Below are 21,518 nucleotides of genomic sequence, written 5' to 3' on the forward strand. Positions count from 1 at the left end.
CATATCTGCCTCCCGATCTGCCTCGGGATACAGAATCATGTGTCGTCCCCCGTGGGAATCCCCTGACGATTCCTTTTATGATGAAACCGCTCTAGGGTCGGAGAACGGGATATGTCCGCGATGAAAAGCCCCATGACCCCTCACGACCTGCTTTGGCGCCGCCTGGACTGGAACCTGATGCGGCTCTTTCACGAAATCGTCCAGCATGGCGGGGTCACCGCCGCCGCCCGCGCACTGGGCCGCCAGCAGCCCGCCACCAGCCAGGCGCTGTCCCGCCTCGAAGAGCAGCTCGGCGTCCAGCTCTGCGAGCGGGGCCCCGGCGGCTTCTCGCTGACGCCGGAAGGCCGGATCGTTTTCGACATCGCCTCTGAGATGGTGGAACTGATGCGTCAGGCGCCCGACCTGCTGACACAGGCCGCAGGCAGCGTGCGAGGGGCGTTGCGCATCGCCATCATGTCGAGCATCCGCGACCGCGAGTTCGACCAGATCCTCGCCGCCATGGCGCGCCGCCATCCGCTGCTCGAAGTCTCGATCGACCTCGCGCCCTGGCAGAGCATCCTGGACGCGGTCCGCACGGGCGAGGCGGATGCCGGGCTCGGCTATGTGCAGATCCTCGATTCCGTGCTCGCCTATGAGCCCATGTTCAGCGAAACGCAGCAGCTTTACTGCAGCGCGAACCATGCGCTTTTCGGCCAGAGCTTCGACAATCCACGTGCGCTGGCGGACGAACATTTCTTCCTGACGGGCCGCGACGAGCCGGTGGAGCTGATGAATTTCCGCCGCCAGTTCGGCCTCGGCAAATATGTGCGCGGCGGCTCGGAAGATCTGGGCGAGTTGAAACGCCTCATCCTCACCGGCGCCGCCATCGGCTTCCTGCCCACCTGCATCGTGGAGGATGAGGTCAGACGCCGCGAGCTATGGCCGCTGCTCTCCTGGCGCCCCCTGCCGGGCTACCCCGTCTACCTCGTCACAAGACCCGCCAAGACACGCCCCCTCCCCGCCCAGCTATTGCTCGACGAGGCGCGACGCCGCGCAGGCGCGAAGAAGGGGGAGTAGGGCGGATCATTCCTCTCTCCTCTTTGCTTTTTCCTTTGAGACGGATCGCAACATTTTGTCGAACGCGCGGTCGCGCGCCCACCTCTCCGAAAGCGTTTCGGTGTTGTAGCTTCTTCTGCTGCGAGTTTCCGCCTGCGGTTTAAAGCGCGCGACCTCAAGCGTTCCCGCATCGAGAGCGGCTTGCACGACACAACCCGGCTCGGCGTCATGCGCGCAATCGGAAAAGCGGCACTGCCACGACAGCGCAAGGATGCCTTCGAAGACCTCTTCGACCCCCGCAGCGGCCTCGGTCAGTTGCAGTTCGCGCATGCCGGGCGTGTCGAGCAGCCATCCGCACCTTCCGCATGATACGGCGCGCTTTATGAGCATCCTCGGCGACGATTACATTGAGGTGTTTGCGCCCCGCGCCACGTAGGCGGGCAATCTCGCACCGGTCTTCCAGTGTGAACTGATTGTATATCTGCCCCATCGCAACACCTTAAGCTGGTGTTGCACTTCGTTTGTGAACTCAGGCCTCGACTTGGGGCGGCCTTTCTATTCCAGGTGTGCAGATGTGATTGATGTGCTAACCTCAAGCCATGAAAGACACCATACAGCAGATTCAACAGTTGCTCCGAAACCTTGAGACAGCCGCCGAACAAGCCGAAAGCGCAAGCGAGTTCCGGGCCTTTTCAGGCTTGGAGTTGCCCGACATCATGTGTGATGTTGTTGATCTGTTAATGCCAGAATTGAAGCCATACGAGGCGGCGTTCTACCTTCACTTTCTACGTCACTCGCTGATCGAGCATGGAACGCCCTACGTGAGAGTGAGCCGTCGCGGCCTGAAATCAGGAGTAGTTAAATCAGCCTACTCAGATCGCGCTGACCGTCCTGACACTTCGCGAGACGGGACTGCCAACACGGCAATGAGCTATGCCAGTGCAAAACAGACACTCGACGGCTTGGAAGCCATTGGCGCAATCCGACAGGAGGGCGAACCCAACCGGGAAGGTACCCTCTTTCGTCTCTTGCTGCCGGAGGAGATTGAGGTCTGCCAGCGCCGCCGCGCCGCCCAGCAAGAGACGCGCCCAATCACCGCCGACGCGCTAGAGGCTGATTTCTACAATGTGCGAGAAAACCGCATCAAAATATGGGAGCGCGACGACTACCACTGCACCTACTGCAGCAAGCAATTGACGCGCTTCACCGCGACACTCGATCACGTCACCCCTGTAGCCAAGGGTGGCGATAACAGCGCAGACAACCTGGTGACGGCGTGCTTGCAGTGCAATTCTCGCAAAACGGCCCGCCCTTTGGGCGACTTTCTGGCCGAGGAAAAGCAATAATCTGCTCCCCGTTGCTCCCCCGAAGGGAACTGGAAGGCCCAAATCGCTGCTAAGTCGTTGAAAGTCTGGAGCGGGCGATGAGATTCGAACTCACGACCCCAACCTTGGCAAGGTTGTGCTCTACCCCTGAGCTACGCCCGCATCCGGGTCAGGCGAAATCCGGCGGAACCGGCTGCCTGTGAGGGCGGTTTTATGACCTATCGCTTGACCCAATGCAAGGGCCAAAAAGGGGCTTAACGACGATTTTGCGACCGAATCCGCCGCCTCGGGGCCCCCGACCGCCTTCCGGGACCGCCTGTTGCGCCCGCTGCCCCTTTCGCTCGCCCGCGCTTCTCGCTAAACCATGAGCTAAATCATTGTTTTCGCATGGCCTCGCCCCATCTTTTGGGGAGCAAGGTCAGGATGGAAAGGCCGGAGAAACATGGATCCCATTATCGGCAACGGAAACGCGGGCGCGTCCCCCATGGGCAGCGCGGGCGCAGGCGGCGCGGATGGCGACCTCATCAAGGAAACCACCACGCAGAACTTCATGGCCGATGTCGTCGAGGCCTCCAAACAGGTGCCCGTGCTGGTGGATTTCTGGGCACCCTGGTGCGGCCCCTGCAAGCAGCTCACGCCCATCCTCGAAAAGGTGGTGCGCGAGGCGCGCGGCGCGGTGAAGCTCGTGAAGATGAATATCGACGACCATCCCGAAGTCGCCCAGCAGCTTCGCGTGCAGTCGATCCCCGCCGTCTATGCCTTCCGCGACGGCCAGCCCGTGGACGGCTTCATGGGCGCGATCCCGGAAAGCCAGCTCAAGGAATTCATCAAGGGCCTCGGCGCACCCGAGCCCGGCCCCACCCAGACCGACCAGCTCGTCACGCTCGGCAAGGCCGCCTTCGAAGGCGGCGATCTGAACCGCGCCGCCCAGGCCTTCGCCGAAGTGATCCAGCAGGAGCCGGGCCACCCGGCGGCCGTCTCCGGCCTTGCGCAATGCTATATCGCCAATGGCGATCTGGAGCGCGCGCGCCAGACGCTGGCGCTCATCCGGCCCGACGGCACCAACGATCCCGACTACAAATCGGCGCAGGCCGCCCTCTCCCTGGCCCAGAAGGCCGATGAGGCCGGCGACACGGCCGAGCTGGAGGCAAAGCTCGCCGAAAACCCGAAAGACCATCAGGCCCGCTTCGACCTCGCTCTCGCGCTCAACGGGCGCGGCGACCGGGAAGGCGCGGTGGAACAGCTTCTCAACATCATCGAGGTGGAGAGGGGCTGGAACGACGAGGCCGCCCGCAAGCAGCTTCTGGAATTCTTCGACGCCTATGGCCCGACCGACGAGGCGACCCTTGCCGGCCGCCGCCGCCTGTCGTCCATCCTGTTCAGCTAAGCCCGCTCCAGACCGGACAAAGGACGTATTTTGGGACTCACCGACCGATACCGATCCCTGGAGGACCTGCCCTCGGTGATCCCCGTCTTTCCGCTCGCCGGTGCGCTGCTGCTGCCGCGCGGGCAATTGCCGCTCAATATTTTCGAGCCGCGCTATCTGCAGATGGTGGACGACGCCATGCGCGGCGAGCGCATCGTCGGCATGGTCCAGCCCGAACCGGAATCGGAAGACGTGATCCGCCCCTCCGACAACCCGCCGCTGCTGAAAGTGGGCTGCGCGGGCCGCGTGACCTCCTATGCCGAAACGCCGGACGGGCGCCTGGTCATCACGCTGACGGGCGTCTCCCGTTTCCGCATCGTCAGGGAACTCGACGCCATGACGCCCTACCGGCAATGCGAGGTGGCGTGGGACGATTATCGCGACGATCTCACCCCCGGCGAGGGCGAGGAAGCCGTCAGCCGCGAGCGCCTCATTGAGGTCTTGCAGCAATATCTGGAAGCCTACGAGCTGCAGGCGGACTGGCGCGCGATCAAGGCCTCCTCCAATGAGAACCTCGTGAATTCGCTCTGCACCATCAGCCCTTACGGGCCGAAGGAAAAGCAGGCGCTTCTGGAAGCCAAAACGCTGGAAGACCGCAACCAGATGCTGATCGCGCTCACCGAGGTCGCGCTTCAGGACACGGAAAGCGGCAATACCGTTCAGTAGTTTCGGCCCGGCGCGGTTTCATGGCATAAGGGCGCGCGAAAGACCGCCTGCCAAAAAGGAAAACAGGATGAGCGAGAACACAGAAACAGCCCCGCGCGGCGCCCGGCCCGAAGTGGACCCGAAGCTTCTGGAAATTCTGGTCTGCCCGCTGACCAAATCGACGCTCACCTATGACCGCGAGAAGCAGGAGCTGATCTCGGAAAAGGCGAAACTCGCCTTCCCCATCCGCGACGGCATCCCGATCATGCTGGTGGACGAAGCCCGCGCGCTGGACGACTGAGGCCCGACATGGCCTCTCCCTGGCCGACCGACATCAAGCTCAGGAAATCCGAACGCGCCCTCGAAGTCGTCTTCGACGACGGCGCGACATTCCATCTGCCTGCGGAATATCTGCGCGTCGAAAGCCCGTCGGCCGAAGTGCAGGGCCATGGCGCGAGCCGGAAGGTGACGCTGGGCGGCAAGCGCAATGTCGCCATCGACGCGGTGGAACCCGTCGGCAATTACGCCGTCCGCCTCATCTTCTCCGACGGCCACGACACCGGCCTCTACACCTGGGAAACGCTCTACCGGCTCGGGAAGGATCGGGAAAAGATCTGGACCGACTATCTCTACGCGCTGGAGCAAAAAGGCCTCAACCGGGACTGAGCGCGACCGTCATTGCGAGGAGCGCAGCGACGAAGCAATCCAGTCCGGAGGCTGTGGCCTCTGGATTGCTTCGTTCACGCTCGCAATGACATTTCTCTCCACCGGCCGCCTCAGGATGAGGACAATTGGCCCTAAACCGCCTCGCCCCGGAGAAGCCTCGGCAGGTCGCCCACCGCGCCGCCGGCATGGCGTATGAAGAGGCGACGGAGCGGGCCGATCTGGTTGACGACGCCAAGCCCCAGATCGCGCGCAAGGCGCACGGGCGTAATGTCGTTCGAGAACAGCCGATTGAGCCCGTCCATCATGAAGGAGAGCGCCGTGTTGTCGAAGCGGCGCCACTGCTCGTAACGCTTCAACACGTCGATCTGCCCGATATCGAGGCCGAGCCGCGCCGCGTCCACCAGCACTTCCGCGAGCGCCGCCACGTCGCGCAGACCCAGATTGAGCCCCTGCCCCGCGATCGGATGCACGCCATGCGCGGCATCGGCAACGAGCGCCAGACGCGGCCGCACATAGTCGCGGGCAAGCTGCAGCGTCAGCGGATAGGACCAGCGCGGGCCGACCGGCGCGCAATCGCCCAGATAATCGCCGAAGCGCTCGCGCATCTCATCGGCGAATTCCTCGTCATCGAGCGACAGGATCGCCTTCGCATCCGCCGTCTTTTCCGTCCAGACGAGCGAGGACCGGTTCCCCACCATGGGCAGGATGGCGAACGGTCCGCCGGGGAGGAAATATTCCTGCGCCACGCCCTCATGCGGCAGCTCATGCGCCACCGTGCAGACGATGCCGGTCTGGTTGTAGGACCAGCCGACGGTCTTGATCCCCGCCGCATTGCGCGTGGGCGACCCGCGCCCGTCGCAGGCAAGGCACACCTTGGCCTTCACCGCCGTGCCGTCGGCCAGATGCCCCGTCACATGCGACGCGCCATATTCCACGCTCTTCACCGCATTGGGCGCGACGACACGGATACCGGACGCCGCCACCACGGCCTTTTGCAGCGCGATGCGGATATGCCGGTTCTCGATCAGATTGCCGAGCGGCTCGTCGCCGATTTCCGTGTGATCGAAATGCAGGAAGAAGGGCGAAGCCCCTTCCGAGAGCCGCCCGTCCGACACCACGATGTCGTTGATGGGCTGCATCTGCCCCTTCAGATGCGGCGTCACGCCCAGCTGGTCGAACATGCGGCAGGAAGCAAAGGCGATGGCGGAAACCCGCCCGTCGAATGCCGCATCCGTCGCCGTCGCGGGGTCCAGCGCATCCACGACGGTCACGCTCAGCCCGCCCTGCGCCAGCGCCAGCGCCAGCGGAAGGCCGGAAAGGCCGCCGCCGACAATCAGCACATCGCTGTCGATCATTTTCTCGCTCATGACGCACAGAATTGGCCGGAAGCCGCCATATGTCCAGAGGCACATGGCGGCCTTCTCGTCGCAGGGGCGGCCCCGATGGACGGACGCCCTTCCCGGGCGCTACTCTTTTCCTCAACGAACAAGAAGAACGGGAGGAAACGGCCATGGGAAAGACCCGAGACGACCTTGAAACGCCCCGCAAGACCCCCCGCAAACAGCCCGTCGCCGCCGTCACCCATGACTGGAGCCATATGAGCGCGCTGGAACTGGGCGCCCTCTTCGAGGACCGCGTTGCCGACCCGCGCGACGTGACGGAAGTTTTCCTCGCCCATGCGGAGGAAAACGATCCGCACCGCCGCATCTATGTCCGCCTGACGAAGGAGCGCGCCCGCGCGGAAGCCGCCGCCGCCGCCGACCGCGCGAAGCGGGGGCTCCGGCGCGGCCTGCTGGACGGCGTGCCGCTCTCCTGGAAAGACCTGTTCGACATGGCCGGAGAGCCGACCGCCGCCGGATCGCTGCCCCTGAAGGACAGAACCCCGGCGCGCGACGCGGCGGTGCTTTCGCGCCTCACCCGGGCGGGCCTCGTCGCGCTCGGCAAGACGACGATGACGGAGCTGGCCTTTTCCGGCCTCGGCGTGAACCCGAATTTCGGCACCCCCGCCAATCCGTGGGACGACAGGGTGGAGCGCGCGCCGGGCGGCTCCTCGGCGGGCGCCGGCGTATCGGTTGCGTCCGGTCTCGCCGCCGCCGCCATCGGCACGGATACGGGGGGCTCGGTGCGCATCCCCGCCGCCTGGAACGGGCTTGTCGGCCTCAAGACCACGCATGGCCGCGTATCCCTCGCCGGGACCGTCCCCCTGTCCCACACCTTCGACACGGTGGGACCGCTGACCCGCGATGTGGCCGACGCCGCCGCGCTCTTTGCCCTTCTCGCCGGCGTGAAGGCACCGGACATCGCGGGCGGCGCGCTCGACCGCGCCGTGCTCTGGCTCCCCAAAGGCGTTGCCGGCGATGTGGGCTGGCAGGATCTCGATGACGGCATCGCGGCGGCGGTCGACGATGCGCTTCGGAAACTCGTGGCGAAAGGCGTGCGCATCGTCGAACGCGACCTGCCGGAACTCGACGAGATCAACGCGCTCGCCTGGTCGCCGACCGAGAGCCGCCTCGTGGCGGATGCCTATGCGCTGTGGGGCGAAATGCTGCGCGCCAATGAGGAGCGAATCTTCCGGCCGGTCTTCGAGCGTGTCACGGCGGGCGAAACGCTGAACCTCGCGGAGCTGATGCGCGCCGACGCCAGGCGCGAGGATATCCGCAATCTCTACCTTGCCCGCACGGCCAGCGTTGACGCGGTGGTGATGCCGACCGTTGCCATCGCGCCGCCGCCCATCGCCGAGCTGGAGCCCGGCGGCGACGCCTATGGACAGGCAAACCGCATGGCGCTGCGCAACACCACCATCGGCAATCAGCTCGGTCTTTGCGCCGTCACCCTGCCCGTCGGGCATGACGCGAAAGGCATGCCCGTCGGCCTCATGCTGCAGGCGGCCCCGGGTCAGGATGAAAAGCTGTTGCGTCTGGCAAAGGCGGTGGAGGCGGCGCTGTGCTGACCCAACCCAGAATGGTCACCCCGGCTTTATGCCGGGGTCCAGGGGCCGCGGACCTCGGCATATGACGCCCTGGATCCCGGGACAAGCCCGGGATGACAGATAAGAAAAACGAAAAAACCCCGGAGATTGCTCTCCGGGGTTTCCTTCGTGAACGGATCGACCGTCAGTTGGTCGGCTGCATCCGCGCCCTGTCTTCCAGCGCACGCTTCTGGATATAGGCCTTGATGGCGTCGGCCTCTTCCTCGCTGATGAGATCGGCAAAGCTTGCCATGCCGCGATCCTTCAGCATGCCGCCCCGCACGATGTCCTGGAAGTGCTTGCGCGTCACTTCGTTCATCCGGCGAAGGTCCGGCGTGATACCGGTGCTGATCGCCAGCGCACCGTGACACACCATGCAGTGCTCGGCGAAGGACACCTCGCCCTCGCGCACCGTCGCCTCGTCGGCGGTGAGCGCCGGCCAGGCCGGAATGGACTGGTCGAGCATGGCGAGCTTCGGCAGTTCCTTCGTCCCGCCGACCTTGAAGACGAGCATCCGCCCGTCATTGCCGTATTTCGCCGCCGCGGAGGTCCTCGCATCGCCCGAAGCGATGTTGACGCCGCCCCAGCCCGCCAGCACGGCGAGATACTGCGTGCCGTCGATCTCATAGGAGATGGGCGGCGCGACGATGCCGGTCTGGATATTCCGTTCCCAGACTTTCTCGCCCGTCTTCGCGTCATAGCCGTAGAGATAGCCGTCCGCCGTTCCCTGGAAGACGAGACCGCCCTTGGTGGCCAGAACGCCGCCATTGAGCGGGGCGGGATATTCCACCTGCCAGGCAACCTCGCCCTTCACCGGGTCCCACGCCTTCAGGAAGCCATGACTGAGCGGGATTTCGCCGAGCGACTTGATCGCGTCGATATAGGCCGCCCAGTCGAGGCCGGTATTCCACCAGTTGTTCTCGGGCGTGAACTTGCGGTCCTGCCGCCACTCCGAAGACAGCGAATAGATGCCGGCAATATCCTGCGTCGGCAGATAGACATAGCCGGTGTCCGGGCTGTAAGCCATCGGATGCCAGTTATGCCCGCCATTCGCCGACGGCAGGATGAACTGCGTCTTGTCCTTGTAATGAGCATTGTCGGTTTCCACCGGACGGCCCGTCTCCATGTCGACATGGCTGGCCCATGTCACGGTGACGAAATTCTTCGCCGACAGCAGCTCGCCCGTCTCGCGGTCCAGCACGTAGAAGAAACCGTTCTTCGGCGCATGCATGAGAACCTTGCGCGTCTCGCCGTCGATATCGAGATCGGCCAGCATGATCGGCTGTGTGGAGGTGTAGTCCCAGTTGTCGCCGGGCGTCTCCTGATAATACCACTTCATCCGGCCCGTATCCGGGTCGAGCGCGAGGATCGAGGCGAGATACAGATTGTCGCCGCCCCCCGGCGAACGGATTTCCCGCGTCCAGGGCGAGCCATTGCCCGTGCCGACATAAAGCGTGTCGAGATCGGGGTCGTAGACCATCGAATCCCAGGCCGTGCCGCCGCCGCCGATCTTCCACCATTCGCCGCCCTTCCAGGTGGGAATGGCTTTTTCCAGTTCGGGGTTTTCCACCGGCTTCGAGGGATCGCCCGGCACCGTATAGAAACGCCAGGCCTGCTCGCCGGTCTCCGCGTCATAGGCGGTGATATAGCCGCGCACGCCGTATTCGCCGCCGCCATTGCCGATCAGCACCTTGCCCTTCACGATGCGCGGCGCGCCCGTGGAGGTATAGGGCGCACCCGGCACCGTATTCTTTTCCCAGACGACCGAGCCGTCCCTGGCGTCCAGCGCGAAAAGCCGTCCGTCGAAGCTGCCGACATAGACCTTGCCCTTCCACACCGCGACGCCGCGATTGACCACGTCGCAGCAGCCATAGCGGCCCCATTCGCCCGGCACTTCCGGATCGAAGCTCCACAACTCTTCGCCGGTCGTGGCGTCGAGCGCGACCACCTTGCCCCAGCTCAGCGAAACGAACATGCGCCCGTCCACCACGATGGGCGTGGCTTCCAGACCGCGCACCGTGCCCGTGTCGTAGGACCAGGTCAGCGACAGGTCCTTGACGGTGTCCCTGTTGATCTGGGTCAGCGGCGAGAAACGCTGCTCGTTATAGTCGCGGCCATGGGCGAGCCAGTCGCCCGGATGCTCGTCCGCATTGATGATCTTGTCGCCGTCGATATCGCCGATGATGTTCTCGGCGATGTCGGCGATACCGTCCCCTTCCTCGGCGGCGGCCGGCTGTTCGGCCATGCCGCTCGTATCGGCATCCGTCGCCGCCGTCTGTTCCGCCATTTGCTGCGGCGCGTCGTCGCCGCCGCCGAATATCAGCCAGCCGATCACGCCGATCAGCGCCAGCCCGGCGACGGCATTCACCGCCACGGGCCACTTTTTCGTGGAATCCGCCATAGTCTCCCCGTCCTGTTGTCCCTCGCCCGCTGCCAGGAAGGCGCGCAGGCCTTTCTTCTTATGCGGAGTTACACTCCGCCTTTTGTCCAGAGAGTAGCGCAACCGGGGGAAGGCGCAAATGGTTCGGCGGCGGACTTTCGCGGCAATTTCAGCACATAATTTGTGCATCATGACCAAATTGAGCGCATTTTAGTCACCCGCTTGCGGCAAGCGGCGTCAGCTGCGCCGGAAACAATCGTTCCTTCAATGGGTTACCGGAGTCGCCCGGGCGAATGGGCCGGTCGCACGGCCGGAAGGCAGCCGCGTTCCCGGGCCGCCCCGGTGGACGGGCATGGGCGCGGGATCGGCGAACGGGACCGATCCTCCCGCCCCGGCCAATCCCGACGGCAATTTCCGACCGCGCCTAGAATTTAGGCAGAAAGACCCGGGTTACAGGATGGCAATGAACCGGAAATGTTGGGAAACCCGTTATTTAACAATGGCTTACATCTGCACAACAAATCGGCACACTTCTTGAGATAGGGAACCTGACGGGCAATGTGCCGGGAGGCGCATTCCCTCCGATCAAAGGCGCGCAAAAAAGACAGGCCGCAGGAGGCCTGCCGCAGCCAAGGAGCAAAATTCGATGAAAGAAACTCAGATCTTCGCCGGGGGCGTACGGCGGGCCGCCACCCGGACCGCGCTCGCCGCGGCAGCCGGCACCTTCGCCCTGTTGGCCGGCGCGGGCGGAGCGTTCGCCCAGGAAGCCGGGGCCCCGGCCATCAGCGCGGGCGACACCGCATGGATGATCACCGCCACCGCGCTGGTGCTCTTGATGACCATTCCGGGCCTGGCGCTCTTTTACGGCGGCATGGTCCGCAAGAAGAACGTCGTGGCGATGACAGCACAGAACTTCGTCATGGCGGCGGTGGGAACCATCGTCTGGATGGTGGCGGGCTATTCCCTCGCCTTCACCGACGGCGGCGGCATGAACGCCGTCATCGGCAGCCTCGACAAGGCGTTCCTGTCGGGCGTCGGGGTGAATGCCGTTTCCGGCACCATCCCCGAAACCGTCTTCATGATGTTCCAGATGACCTTTGCGATCATCACGCCTGCGCTCATCACCGGCGCCTATGCGGACCGCATGAAGTTTTCCAGCATGCTTCTTTTCATGACGCTCTGGCTGGTCTTCATCTATTCGCCGGTCACCCACTGGGTCTGGGGCGGCGGCTTCCTCGGCGCCGACGGCGTGCTCGACTTCGCCGGCGGCACGGTGGTGCATATCAATGCCGGTATCGCGGGCCTCGTCTGCTGCCTCGTGCTCGGCCCCCGCAAGGGCTACGGCCATGACAACATGGCACCGCACAATGTGGTGCTGACCATGATCGGCGCCTCGCTTCTCTGGGTGGGCTGGTTCGGCTTCAACGCCGGCTCCGAGCTTGCCGCCGACGGTCGTGCCGGCATGGCGATGGCCGTGACGCAGATCGCGACCGCGGCGGGCGTCCTGTCCTGGATGTTCGCCGAATGGCTCGTCCACAAGAAGCCCACCCTGCTGGGCATGTGTTCGGGCGCGGTGGCCGGCCTCGTCGCCATCACCCCGGCATCCGGCTTCGTGGCGCCGGGCGGCGCGCTCTGGATCGGCCTTGCCTCCGGCGTGCTCTGCTTCTTTGCCGCGACCAGCCTGAAGAACGCGCTGGGCTATGACGATGCGCTGGACGTGTTCGGCGTGCACTGCGTGGGCGGCATCGTCGGCGCGGTACTGACCGGCGTCTTCGCCTCCGCCGCGGTCGGCGGCACGGCGGGCGGCCTGGAAGGCAACTGGCCCCAGCTCTGGATCCAGATCAAGAGCGTGCTGATCACCCTGGCCTATTCCGGCATCGGCAGCTTCATCCTGCTGATGATCGTGAAGGCCGTGCTGGGCCTGCGCGTGACGCCGCAGGAAGAGACCGAGGGCCTCGACATCACGCTGCATGGCGAGACGATCCAGTAGGGCCGCGGCATTCCGGACACGGAAATTCAGAACAAGGAAAGGGCGCCCCGCGGGGCGCCCTTTTTCATATCCGCCCTTCGGAGTGACCCATCGCGACGATTCTTGCGCTGCCGAAAAAGATGCCAGTTGTTCACGGCATTGTCCGGGTGCACACTTTTTGTGCAACCGCGCCCGGATTCACGGCCCCTGTGGGGGCTTGTTTTTCCCTCCCGAACTCACCATGGGGATTCATGGTGTCGATTCAAAGGCTTACCAAAAAGTTCCTGTCCGGCACGATTTTTGAAGATGCCTTTGCAACCCGCTCCCGCTTGCTTGCGGCAAATGTCCGGTAAGCCGGGCCTGGGAGATGACGCCCGGCAGGGATCATGAGGGGAACGTCGGTACGGCCAGACATGCGCATGAACTGCCAGGTGTGTGATCTGCCCGGCCAAATGAGAGAAGAGGAAACTCGATATGAAGCTCGTTATGGCAATCATCAAGCCGTTCAAGCTGGACGAGGTCCGCGAGGCGCTCACCGCGCTTGGGGTCCAGGGCCTGACGGTGACGGAAGTAAAAGGGTATGGCCGCCAGAAGGGCCAGACGGAAATCTATCGCGGCGCGGAGTATGCCGTGAACTTCCTGCCCAAGCTGAAAATTGAAGTCGCAGTGCCGACCGATCAGGCCGACAAGGTCGTTGCCGCCATCAGCGGTGCCGCCAAGACCGGTCAGATCGGCGACGGCAAGATTTTCGTGAGCTCGGTGGAACAGGTGCTGCGTATCCGCACCGGCGAAACCGACGCGGAAGCCCTCTGACCGTGCCGGGTTAGACGGGTACTCCCTGGGGAAGGCAATCTCGAAAGCGAGAGGAATTATGAGCAAGAAGTCCAACCTAACGAAGATTGCGGGGGTAGCGGCGATCGCTTCGATCGCCCTGGCATCGCCCGCATTTGCGCAGGAGGAAGCGTTTACGCTCTCCGCGCCCGACACGGCGTATATCTTCAATACGCTGTCGTTCCTGATGACCGGTTTTCTCGTCATGTTCATGGCGGCCGGCTTCGCCATGCTGGAAGCGGGTCTCGTCCGTTCCAAGAACGTGGCCATGCAGTGCACGAAGAATATCGCCCTCTATTCCGTGGCCGGTATCCTTTACTACCTCATCGGCTACAACCTGATGTATGCGGGCGTTGACGGCGGTTATGTCGGCTCGATCTCCATCTGGGGCGTGTCGGATTCGCCGCCCACCGACGGCGCGGGCTACGCCTCCGCTTCGGACTGGTTCTTCCAGATGGTGTTCGTCGCCACCGCGGCCTCGATCGTGTCCGGTACGCTTGCGGAACGTATCCGCCTGTGGCCCTTCATGATCTTCACCGTTTTCCTGACCGGCTTCATCTACCCGATCCAGGGCTCCTGGCAGTGGGGCGGCGGCTGGCTGAGCGAAATGGGCTTCTCCGATTTCGCCGGCTCGACCATCGTGCACTCCACCGGCGGCTGGGCGGCTCTGATGGGTGCGCTGGTGCTCGGCGCGCGCATCGGCAAATACGGCCCGAACGGCGAAGTGAACGCCCTTCCGGGTTCGTCCATGCCTCTCGCCACGCTCGGTACCTTCATCCTGTGGCTCGGCTGGTTCGGCTTCAATGGCGGCTCGCAGCTCGCACTCGGCACCTATGACGACGCCAACGCGATTGCGACCATCTTCATCAACACCAACATCGCGGCCGCCTCCGGCGTTGTCGTGGCGATGGTGATGACGCAGCTGATCTACAAGAAGGTCGACATCACCATGGCGCTGAACGGCGCTCTGGCCGGTCTCGTCTCCATCACGGCCGAACCGCTCACCCCGACCTTGGGCTGGGCAATGGTGATCGGCGGTATCGGCGCCGTGATCGTGGTGCTGACGGTTCCGCTCCTCGACAAGCTCAAGATCGACGACGTCGTGGGTGCGATCCCGGTTCACCTCTTCTGCGGCATCTGGGGCACGATGGCGGTTCCGATCACCAATGCGGACACGAGCTTCGCCACCCAGGCGACGGGCGTGATCTCGATCGGCATCTTCGTCTCGCTGGTCAGCCTGGTCCTGTGGCTCGCACTGCGCTTCACGATCGGCATCCGCGCCTCGGAAGAGGAAGAGATGATGGGTCTCGACAAGGCCGAGATCGGCGTCGAAGCCTATCCCGAGTTCAGCCAGGCGTAACGCCGGACTGAAAGGACGAAAGCCGGCGCTCCCACCCCTCTGCCACCGACTCTCCGGGTGGCGCCGGCAACACTGGAGCCCGACGGTCACCCGTCGGGCTCTTTTTTGTCGGGCCCGCCGATGGCGACCGCCCCCGGACACCGGAGGCTGCCACCACGAAATGCATATTAATTAGTCTACTTGCCTATATATCGGGTCCAATTATTAGGCGTATTTCCCGCCTCCGATTTTCCTTCACACCCGGATCAGACAGAAATCCCCCAATCTTCGCCCTTGCCCGGAAAATGAGCAGGCTGGCATGCCCCTTGATTGTGCAACCCGCTGAATAAAAAGGCTGGGCGTCTCCCCCAAGCGGCGGGACGCGACAACAGCCCGGGAGAAACGGTCCGGCATTTCCGTGCGGACCGACGGTGGCACCGAAGGAGAGCATTTCATGAATCCGGTCGAGAGCGCGCCCGCAGCCCTGACAGGGGCGATGTCGGGCGGCGATGTCTTTTTCATTCTGATGGGCGCCATTCTGGTGTTCGCCATGCATGGCGGCTTTGCCTTTCTCGAAGTCGGCACGGTCCGTCACAAGAACCAGGTGAACGCGCTGGTGAAGATCCTCGTGGATTTCGCCGTCTCGACCGTCGCCTATTTCTTCATCGGCTACATGGTGGCCTATGGGATGAACTTCTTCGCCTCCGCGCATGAACTTTCCGGCGCCGCCGGCAGCCTCGCACCCCGATACGCGCCTCAGGGCAAGGATCTCGTCAAATTCTTCTTCCTGCTCACCTTCGCCGCCGCCATTCCGGCGATCATTTCCGGCGGCATCGCCGAGCGCGCCCGTTTCTGGCCGCAGGTCGGCGCCACGGCGATCCTCGTCTCGCTGGTCTATCCCTTCTTCGAAGGCATCGTCTGGAACGGCAATCTGGGCATCCAGGACTGGATGACCGCCGCCTTCGGCGCGCCCTTCCACGATTTCGCCGGCTCCATCGTCGTCCATGCCGTGGGCGGCTGGATCGCGCTCGGCGCGGTCCTGATGCTCGGCGCCCGTTCGGGCCGCTATTCCCGCTCGGGCAAGCTGCACGCCTTCCCGCCTTCGTCCATTCCCTGGCTCGCGCTCGGGTCCTGGATGCTCTGCGTCGGCTGGTTCGGCTTCAACGTCATGTCCGCCCAGTCGCTCGAAGGCGTCTCCGGCCTCGTCGCGATGAATTCGCTGATGGCCATGGCGGGCGGCATTCTCGCGGCCCTCGTCGCGGGCCGGAACGACCCCGGCTTCGTGCATAATGGCGCGCTGGCGGGCCTGGTGGCGGTCTGCGCCGGTTCCGACATCATGCATCCGGTCGGCGCCCTTGTCGTGGGCGGCGTCGCAGGTGCCATCTTCGTTGTCATGTTCGAGGCCTGTCAGGACCGCTTCCGGATCGACGACGTCCTCGGCGTCTGGCCGCTGCACGGGCTGTGCGGTCTCTGGGGCGGCGTGGCCGCGGGCGTCTTCGGCCTGGAGCAACTGGGCGGCATGGGCGGCGTCAGCGTCATGGCGCAGCTTGTCGGCTCGCTGGCGGGCGCGGCCTATGCCTTCGCCGCCGGCCTCGCCGTCTATGCGGGCTTGCGCACCACGGTCGGCATCCGCCTGGATCCGGAGGCCGAACACAGGGGCGCGGACCTCTCCGTTCACATGATCGGCGCCAACCCGGAACAGGAAGTGGGCGCCCGCTGAGGCGGCCGCCCCCGGGCCCGGTTAACGCAGTTTTAAGGGATTGCTTCGGATTTTGTGGATAACCCACGAGGAATCCACAGAGTTTTCCACCTCAAGGGCCGGTCGGTAGCGCTGGACCGCCGATGCCGGGCTGTTTAAGATCGCCCACGCTTCGCAGCCCGAAGCGTTCCCGATTCCCGTCGCCCGCGACCGGGAGGACATCCGAAGCATTCTTTTCAACAGGCTCGAGAGCCGGCAGCGTCATGACCGACACGGAGATTCACGCCCGAAAACGCGCAGACGCCTCGCGTTTCGACGCCCTGCCCGACAGCCCCTTTCCGCGCCTCAATGCGCTGATCGAGGGAATCGAGCCGGGAAAGCCGCCGCTCATCCTCTCGCTGGGCGAGCCGCAGCACTCCTTTCCGGATTTCGTGCTGGACGAAATCAACGCGAATGCGGCCCTTTTCGGCAAATATCCGCCAATCATGGGCACGCCCGATTTCCGCAAATCCGTGCAGGGCTGGCTGACCCGCCGCTTCGGCGTGGGCGACGCGCTCGACCCGGACACGCAGATCCTGCCGGTGAACGGCACGCGCGAGGCGCTCTTCAACATGGCGCTGGTGGCGACCCCGCCCGAAAAGAACGGCCAGCGCCCCGCCGTGCTGATGCCGAACCCCTTCTATCAATGCTATGCCGCCGCCGCGCTCGCCGCGGGCGCGGAGCCGGTCTATCTCGCCGCGACGGCGGAAAACCGCTTCCTGCCGGATTTCTGGTCGCTGCCGGAGGATCTCCTCGCCCGCACCTCGGTCATCTATTTCTGCAGCCCGGCCAACCCGCAAGGCGCGGTCGCGGATATGGACTATCTGAAGCGCCTCATCGCACTGACCCGCGAACATGGCATCCTGCTTGCGCTCGATGAGTGCTATGCCGACATCTATGACCGCGACCCGCCGCCCGGTGCACTTCAGGCCGCGCTGGAGCTGGGCCCGGCAAAGCCCGGTGCGGACCCATTTGACAATCTCATTGTCTTTCATTCGCTGTCGAAACGCTCAAGCCTGCCCGGCCTGCGCTCCGGCTTCTGCGCGGGCGGCAAGGCCTTCATGACCCGCTTCCGCGCCTTCCGTAATATCGGCGCGCCGCAGGTGCCGCTGCCCATACTCGCCGCCTCCACGGCCGCCTGGAACGACGACGCCCATGCCGCCGAAAACCGCGACCTCTATCGCCGCAAGATCGACCTCGCGGAGAGCATTCTGGGCAACCGCTTCGGCTTCTACCGCCCGGCGGGCGGCTTCTTCCTCTGGCTCGATGTCGGCGACGGGGAGGCCGCGGCGCGCGAGCTTTGGGCGAAAGGCGGCGTGAAAGTGTTGCCGGGAGCCTATCTCTCGCGCGAAGATTCCATCGGTTACGAAGGTGCGAATCCCGGCGCGGCCTATATCCGCGTCGCGCTTGTCGACAATGAGGAGAAAACCGGCGAAGCCCTGACCCGCATGGCGGAGGTGTTGTGAGCGTCTCCTCCGAGCGTGGCAAGAAGACGAAGTCCGCAAGCCGATCCGCCCCCCGCAAACCCGCGACCGCCCGCAACAAGGCGGGGAAGGGGAAAACCGCCAAGACGGCGGCGCGGGGCAGCCGGTCGCGCGGCACCGGCACAACGCGCGGATCCGCGGCCCGGTCCGCCCGCAACAGGACGAACGGAACAGCTTTGGTAAGACGTTTCCTTGCGAACCCGCTGAGCCATCTGCCGCCCGCCATTCGCGATTTCTGCGCGAAGCGGCTGCAGGAACTGGCCGGCCTCGTACTGGCCGGGCTGGGGCTTTTCGGCCTCGTGGCGCTCGCCAGCTTCTCCATCGACGACCCGAGCTTCAACAACGCGACGTCCAATCTGCCGGGCAACTGGATGGGGCTGCCGGGCGCCTATGCATCCGACGTGCTGCTCCAGACGCTGGGACTGGGCGCGCTTTTCTTCCTGATCCCGCTCATGGCCTGGGGCTGGCGGCTCCTGTCCCATCGCGCACCCGGCCATCCGGTTTTCCGCGTCGCCGCCTGGCTGGGCGGAACGCTCACCGCCGCCTGCTTCTTCGGCACCATGCCGCGGCTTTTCGACTGGCAGCTCCAGTCGGGACTGGGCGGCTTTCTCGGCGACATCTTCGCCGCGCTGGGCCTCAGCCTTTTCGTCAATTTCATTGGCGAAACCGGCGCCTATGTGCTGACCGCGATCGTCATGGGCCCCGTGGCGGTGCTGGCGCTCGGCTATGCGATCGACCTGCGGCGCGAGGATGTGGCGGCGCTGTTCAGCCGTCTGGCCGATGCGCGCTCCGAACGCGCGCAGGCCCGGCGCGAGGAACCAGCCGGCTACCGGGCCGGCGCCGTCAGCCGTCCCCGCCGCCGCGCGGACGAAGACGAGGACGAAGAAGACGGGGACGACGACATCTTCGACCGTCCCGACCTCGAACCGGGCCGCCTGCGCATGGCGATCTGGACCCTGTCGGACAGCGTCACCGATTTCACCGACCGGCTGCTGCGCCGGGGCGATTTCGCGCCGCTGAGCGAAGAGGAACGCGAGGCCGCGCGCAACAATACGGGCTTCGGCCGCCGCAACGCCGACGACGAGGACGACGAGGAAGAAACGCCGCGCCGCAAAAAGGCGTCCGCGCGCCGCGAGCGCGCCGCCGGCGCCCGGCGGGTGGAGCCGACCGCGTCCACCAAACCCGCCCCCAAGGTGAGCCGCACGGCGCCGAAGAAAAAGACCTCCAAGCGCGCCGCCGCCGAAGCGCAGCCCTCGCTCGCGCTCGATCCGGAAAGCCCCTATCAGTTGCCGCCGCTTTCGCTGCTGACCCCGCCGAAAGGGGGCGGCGGTGCGAAGATGAGCGACGACGCGCTGGAGCAGAATGCGCGCCTGCTCGAATCCGTGCTCGACGATTTCGGCATCAAGGGCGAGATCATCAATGTACGCCCCGGGCCCGTCGTCACGCTCTACGAACTGGAACCCGCGCCGGGCATCAAATCCTCCCGCGTCATCGCGCTGGCCGACGATATCGCGCGCTCCATGAGCGCCGTCTCCGCGCGCGTCGCCGTCGTGTCGGGCCGCAACGCCATCGGCATCGAGCTGCCCAACGCCAAGCGCGAAATGGTCTATCTGCGCGAGCTGCTCGAAACGCAGGAATATGAAAGCCACAACTCAAGGCTCGGTCTCGCGCTCGGCAAGAATATCGGCGGCGAAGCGGTCATCTCCGACCTCTCGCGCATGCCGCATCTGCTGATCGCGGGCACCACCGGCTCGGGCAAATCCGTCGGGATCAACACCATGATCCTGTCGCTCCTCTACAAGCTGCCGCCCGACCGCTGCAAACTCATCATGGTGGACCCCAAGATGCTGGAACTCAGCGTCTATGACGGCATTCCCCATCTTCTGGCCCCCGTGGTGACCGACCCCAAAAAAGCGGTGGTCGCGCTCAAATGGGTGGTGAAGGAGATGGAGGACCGCTACCGGAAAATGTCCAAGGTCGGCGTCCGCAACATCGAGGGCTACAACAACCGCGTGGGCGAGGCCGCCGCCAAGGGCGAGGTGCTGGTGCGCACCGTCCAGACCGGCTTCGACAAGGAAACCGGCGAAGCGATCTACGAAGAAGAGGAAATGGATCTCCAGCCCATGCCCTTCATCGTCGTCATCGTCGACGAAATGGCCGACCTGATGATGGTCGCGGGCAAGGAGATCGAGGCCGCCGTGCAGCGCCTGGCGCAGATGGCGCGCGCCGCCGGCATCCACATGATCACCGCGACCCAGCGCCCCTCGGTGGACGTCATCACCGGCACCATCAAGGCGAACTTCCCGACCCGCATCTCCTTCCAGGTGACCTCCAAGATCGACAGCCGCACCATTCTGGGCGAACAGGGCGCCGAGCAGCTTCTCGGTCAGGGCGACATGCTCTACATGGCCGGCGGCGGGCGCATCCGCCGCGTCCACGGCCCCTTCGTCTCCGACGAGGAGGTGGAGAAGGTGGTGAGCTTCCTGAAGAAGCAGGGCGTGCCCGAATATCTCGACGCCATCACCGCCGAGCCGGAAGGGGGCGAGGGCGACGGCCTGTCGCTGGATGGCGGCAGCTCCGGCGACGAGCTTTACGACAAGGCCGTGGCGATCGTGGCGCGGGACAAGCGCGCCTCGACCTCCTACATTCAGCGCCGCTTGCAGATCGGCTACAACCGCGCCGCGCGCCTCATCGAAATGATGGAGGAACAGGGCGTGGTCAGCCCGCCCAATCATCAGGGCAAACGCGAGGTTCTGGTCGGCGACCACTCGTAAAATATTTGTTTTCCGGGCCGGTTTACCTTGCTTTCATTGCGAGGGAGCCATCATGAAATTCCACGAAAAGGCCCCGGAAAGCCGCAGTAACGCCCATAGAACGCCCAATGGATAGCCAGATTTTGCCACAAACCATCGCTAGCTTTGCACCCATGTCGAAGCAGCATCACATACCAGGTGAGAACAACCGCGCCCGTCAGGGCTGGTTTTATGCCGCCGCCGTGATCGGGCTTGGCATACTGACTTTCGCCGTGCTGAGCGCCGGCGGAAGCGCCGCCAATGCCGAAACGCGGGCGGACGCCCCGCGCGAGGAAGCCGCCGCGGCGCCCGGCAATCTGAGCGCCGCCGACATCGCCGCCGTGAAAGAAGTCGACGCCCATCTGAACGGGATGAAACGCCTGCAGGGCGACTTCCTGCAGATCGGCGCGGACGGCTCCATGGCGCAGGGCAAATTCTTCATCCGCCGCCCCGGCCGCGCCCGTTTCGAATACGATCCGCCGGCAAACCAGCTTGTGGTCGCCGACGGCTTCTGGGTCGCGGTGAAGGAAGGCGATGCCCCCGCCCAGCGCATTCCGCTGAGTTCCCTGCCGTTTGCCCCCATTCTCGACGAGAAGGTCGATCTTCTGGCCCAGACCAATGTGCTCGACGTCGAAAAGGCGCCGGGCGTGCTGCGCATCCAGTTGACCGGCAAGGACGACGGACTGCCCGGCACGGTGACGCTGGTTTTCGACCGGCCGAGCCTTCAGCTTCGCCAATGGGTGGTGACGGATGCGCAAGGCCTCCAGACCACCGTGGCGCTGCGCAATGTCCGCGCCGGGGTCGAGGCCGACAATGCGCTCTTCGTCCTGCGCGACGATCAGCGCCCTGCGATCGGCGGCACCAAGAACTGACGACCGCCCCCTGGCAACAGGGCCGGGGCGGCATTCCGGCTTCTCGCC

Annotated in this window: 17 protein-coding genes and 1 tRNA gene; 14 read left to right on the forward strand and 4 right to left on the reverse strand. The window is 64.7% G+C overall.

All coding sequences use genetic code 11. The features are described 5' to 3' along the window. Positions 1–111 precede the first annotated feature (111 nt). Positions 112–1,056: a LysR family transcriptional regulator gene (locus FHS78_RS17740; protein WP_167095715.1), complete on the forward strand. Its 945-nt coding sequence runs from the start codon at positions 112–114 to the stop codon at positions 1,054–1,056. 6 nt (positions 1,057–1,062) lie between these two features. Here FHS78_RS17740 and FHS78_RS17745 read toward each other — a convergent pair whose 3' ends face one another. Then, the gene (locus FHS78_RS17745; protein ID WP_167095716.1) at positions 1,063–1,365 is read right to left on the reverse strand and encodes a ribosome small subunit-dependent GTPase A; all 303 of its coding nucleotides are present in this window, start codon (positions 1,363–1,365) and stop codon (positions 1,063–1,065) included. A gap of 269 nt (positions 1,366–1,634) precedes the next feature. Between FHS78_RS17745 and FHS78_RS19265 the strand changes: the two genes are divergently transcribed. Continuing rightward, positions 1,635–2,381 carry an HNH endonuclease gene (locus FHS78_RS19265; protein WP_205305372.1) on the forward strand — a complete coding sequence of 249 codons (747 nt, stop codon included), beginning with the start codon at positions 1,635–1,637 and terminating at the stop codon, positions 2,379–2,381. Positions 2,382–2,447: 66 nt separating this feature from the next. On the opposite strand, the gene FHS78_RS17755 is transcribed toward FHS78_RS19265, so the two are convergent. Beyond that, positions 2,448–2,522: transfer RNA gene (locus FHS78_RS17755), tRNA-Gly, on the reverse strand. A gap of 280 nt (positions 2,523–2,802) precedes the next feature. On the opposite strand from FHS78_RS17755, the gene trxA reads away from it, so the two are divergent. The 4 genes from trxA to FHS78_RS17775 all read left to right on the forward strand — a co-directional run bounded on the left by trxA (position 2,803) and on the right by FHS78_RS17775 (position 5,097). Continuing rightward, a complete protein-coding gene (gene trxA, locus FHS78_RS17760; protein ID WP_425500313.1) occupies positions 2,803–3,747 on the forward strand; it encodes a thioredoxin in 945 nt (314 codons plus the stop codon). Between the two features lie 30 nt (positions 3,748–3,777). Then, positions 3,778–4,452, forward strand: a complete 675-nt coding sequence (locus tag FHS78_RS17765; protein WP_167095717.1) for an LON peptidase substrate-binding domain-containing protein — start codon at positions 3,778–3,780, stop codon at positions 4,450–4,452. A gap of 67 nt (positions 4,453–4,519) precedes the next feature. Next, complete coding sequence (locus FHS78_RS17770) at positions 4,520–4,732, forward strand: Trm112 family protein (protein ID WP_167095718.1); 213 nt, start codon at positions 4,520–4,522, stop codon at positions 4,730–4,732. Positions 4,733–4,740: 8 nt separating this feature from the next. After that, positions 4,741–5,097, forward strand: a complete 357-nt coding sequence (locus FHS78_RS17775) for a gamma-butyrobetaine hydroxylase family protein (protein ID WP_167095719.1) — start codon at positions 4,741–4,743, stop codon at positions 5,095–5,097. Between the two features lie 131 nt (positions 5,098–5,228). Here the strand turns inward: FHS78_RS17775 and FHS78_RS17780 are convergent, their stop codons facing one another. Then, positions 5,229–6,509, reverse strand: coding sequence for an FAD-dependent monooxygenase (locus tag FHS78_RS17780; RefSeq protein WP_343042010.1), 1,281 nt, complete (start codon positions 6,507–6,509; stop codon positions 5,229–5,231). A 98-nt stretch (positions 6,510–6,607) separates the two neighbouring features. On the opposite strand from FHS78_RS17780, the gene FHS78_RS17785 reads away from it, so the two are divergent. Then, positions 6,608–8,047 (forward strand): amidase, encoded by a 1,440-nt coding sequence (locus FHS78_RS17785; protein ID WP_167095720.1) that lies wholly within the window; start codon positions 6,608–6,610, stop codon positions 8,045–8,047. Positions 8,048–8,210: 163 nt separating this feature from the next. Here the strand turns inward: FHS78_RS17785 and FHS78_RS17790 are convergent, their stop codons facing one another. Then, entirely contained in the window at positions 8,211–10,466 is a 2,256-nt protein-coding gene (locus FHS78_RS17790) for a PQQ-dependent dehydrogenase, methanol/ethanol family (protein WP_167095721.1), read from the reverse strand. Between the two features lie 625 nt (positions 10,467–11,091). On the opposite strand from FHS78_RS17790, the gene FHS78_RS17795 reads away from it, so the two are divergent. The 7 genes from FHS78_RS17795 to FHS78_RS17825 all read left to right on the forward strand — a co-directional run bounded on the left by FHS78_RS17795 (position 11,092) and on the right by FHS78_RS17825 (position 21,470). Then, a complete protein-coding gene (locus tag FHS78_RS17795; protein ID WP_167095722.1) occupies positions 11,092–12,435 on the forward strand; it encodes an ammonium transporter in 1,344 nt (447 codons plus the stop codon). Positions 12,436–12,888: 453 nt separating this feature from the next. Continuing rightward, entirely contained in the window at positions 12,889–13,227 is a 339-nt protein-coding gene (locus FHS78_RS17800) for a P-II family nitrogen regulator (protein WP_167095723.1), read from the forward strand. A 58-nt stretch (positions 13,228–13,285) separates the two neighbouring features. After that, positions 13,286–14,605, forward strand: coding sequence for an ammonium transporter (locus tag FHS78_RS17805; protein WP_167095724.1), 1,320 nt, complete (start codon positions 13,286–13,288; stop codon positions 14,603–14,605). 433 nt (positions 14,606–15,038) lie between these two features. Continuing rightward, entirely contained in the window at positions 15,039–16,304 is a 1,266-nt protein-coding gene (locus FHS78_RS17810; protein ID WP_167095725.1) for an ammonium transporter, read from the forward strand. A gap of 242 nt (positions 16,305–16,546) precedes the next feature. Beyond that, positions 16,547–17,788, forward strand: a complete 1,242-nt coding sequence (locus tag FHS78_RS17815; RefSeq protein WP_167095726.1) for an aminotransferase class I/II-fold pyridoxal phosphate-dependent enzyme — start codon at positions 16,547–16,549, stop codon at positions 17,786–17,788. Then, entirely contained in the window at positions 17,785–20,580 is a 2,796-nt protein-coding gene (locus tag FHS78_RS17820; RefSeq protein ID WP_167095727.1) for a DNA translocase FtsK 4TM domain-containing protein, read from the forward strand. The genes FHS78_RS17815 and FHS78_RS17820 overlap by 4 nt, the downstream gene beginning before the upstream one ends. 107 nt (positions 20,581–20,687) lie before the next feature. Beyond that, positions 20,688–21,470, forward strand: coding sequence for a LolA family protein (locus tag FHS78_RS17825; protein ID WP_167095728.1), 783 nt, complete (start codon positions 20,688–20,690; stop codon positions 21,468–21,470). The last annotated feature ends 48 nt before the right edge of the window (positions 21,471–21,518 follow it).

The sequence above is a fragment of the Parvibaculum indicum genome, assembly GCF_011762095.1.
Lineage (GTDB): Bacteria > Pseudomonadota > Alphaproteobacteria > Parvibaculales > Parvibaculaceae > Parvibaculum > Parvibaculum indicum.

Coding starts and splice junctions, on each gene's coding strand:
- FHS78_RS17740 (WP_167095715.1), top strand. CDS start 112: ATGTCCGCGATGAAAAGCCCCATGACCCCTCACGACCTGCTTTGGCGC.
- FHS78_RS17745 (WP_167095716.1), bottom strand. CDS start 1,365: ATGCGCGAACTGCAACTGACCGAGGCCGCTGCGGGGGTCGAAGAGGTC.
- FHS78_RS19265 (WP_205305372.1), top strand. CDS start 1,635: ATGAAAGACACCATACAGCAGATTCAACAGTTGCTCCGAAACCTTGAG.
- trxA (WP_425500313.1), top strand. CDS start 2,803: ATGGATCCCATTATCGGCAACGGAAACGCGGGCGCGTCCCCCATGGGC.
- FHS78_RS17770 (WP_167095718.1), top strand. CDS start 4,520: ATGAGCGAGAACACAGAAACAGCCCCGCGCGGCGCCCGGCCCGAAGTG.
- FHS78_RS17775 (WP_167095719.1), top strand. CDS start 4,741: ATGGCCTCTCCCTGGCCGACCGACATCAAGCTCAGGAAATCCGAACGC.
- FHS78_RS17780 (WP_343042010.1), bottom strand. CDS start 6,509: ATGTGCCTCTGGACATATGGCGGCTTCCGGCCAATTCTGTGCGTCATG.
- FHS78_RS17785 (WP_167095720.1), top strand. CDS start 6,608: ATGGGAAAGACCCGAGACGACCTTGAAACGCCCCGCAAGACCCCCCGC.
- FHS78_RS17790 (WP_167095721.1), bottom strand. CDS start 10,466: ATGGCGGATTCCACGAAAAAGTGGCCCGTGGCGGTGAATGCCGTCGCC.
- FHS78_RS17795 (WP_167095722.1), top strand. CDS start 11,092: ATGAAAGAAACTCAGATCTTCGCCGGGGGCGTACGGCGGGCCGCCACC.
- FHS78_RS17800 (WP_167095723.1), top strand. CDS start 12,889: ATGAAGCTCGTTATGGCAATCATCAAGCCGTTCAAGCTGGACGAGGTC.
- FHS78_RS17805 (WP_167095724.1), top strand. CDS start 13,286: ATGAGCAAGAAGTCCAACCTAACGAAGATTGCGGGGGTAGCGGCGATC.
- FHS78_RS17810 (WP_167095725.1), top strand. CDS start 15,039: ATGAATCCGGTCGAGAGCGCGCCCGCAGCCCTGACAGGGGCGATGTCG.
- FHS78_RS17815 (WP_167095726.1), top strand. CDS start 16,547: ATGACCGACACGGAGATTCACGCCCGAAAACGCGCAGACGCCTCGCGT.
- FHS78_RS17825 (WP_167095728.1), top strand. CDS start 20,688: ATGGATAGCCAGATTTTGCCACAAACCATCGCTAGCTTTGCACCCATG.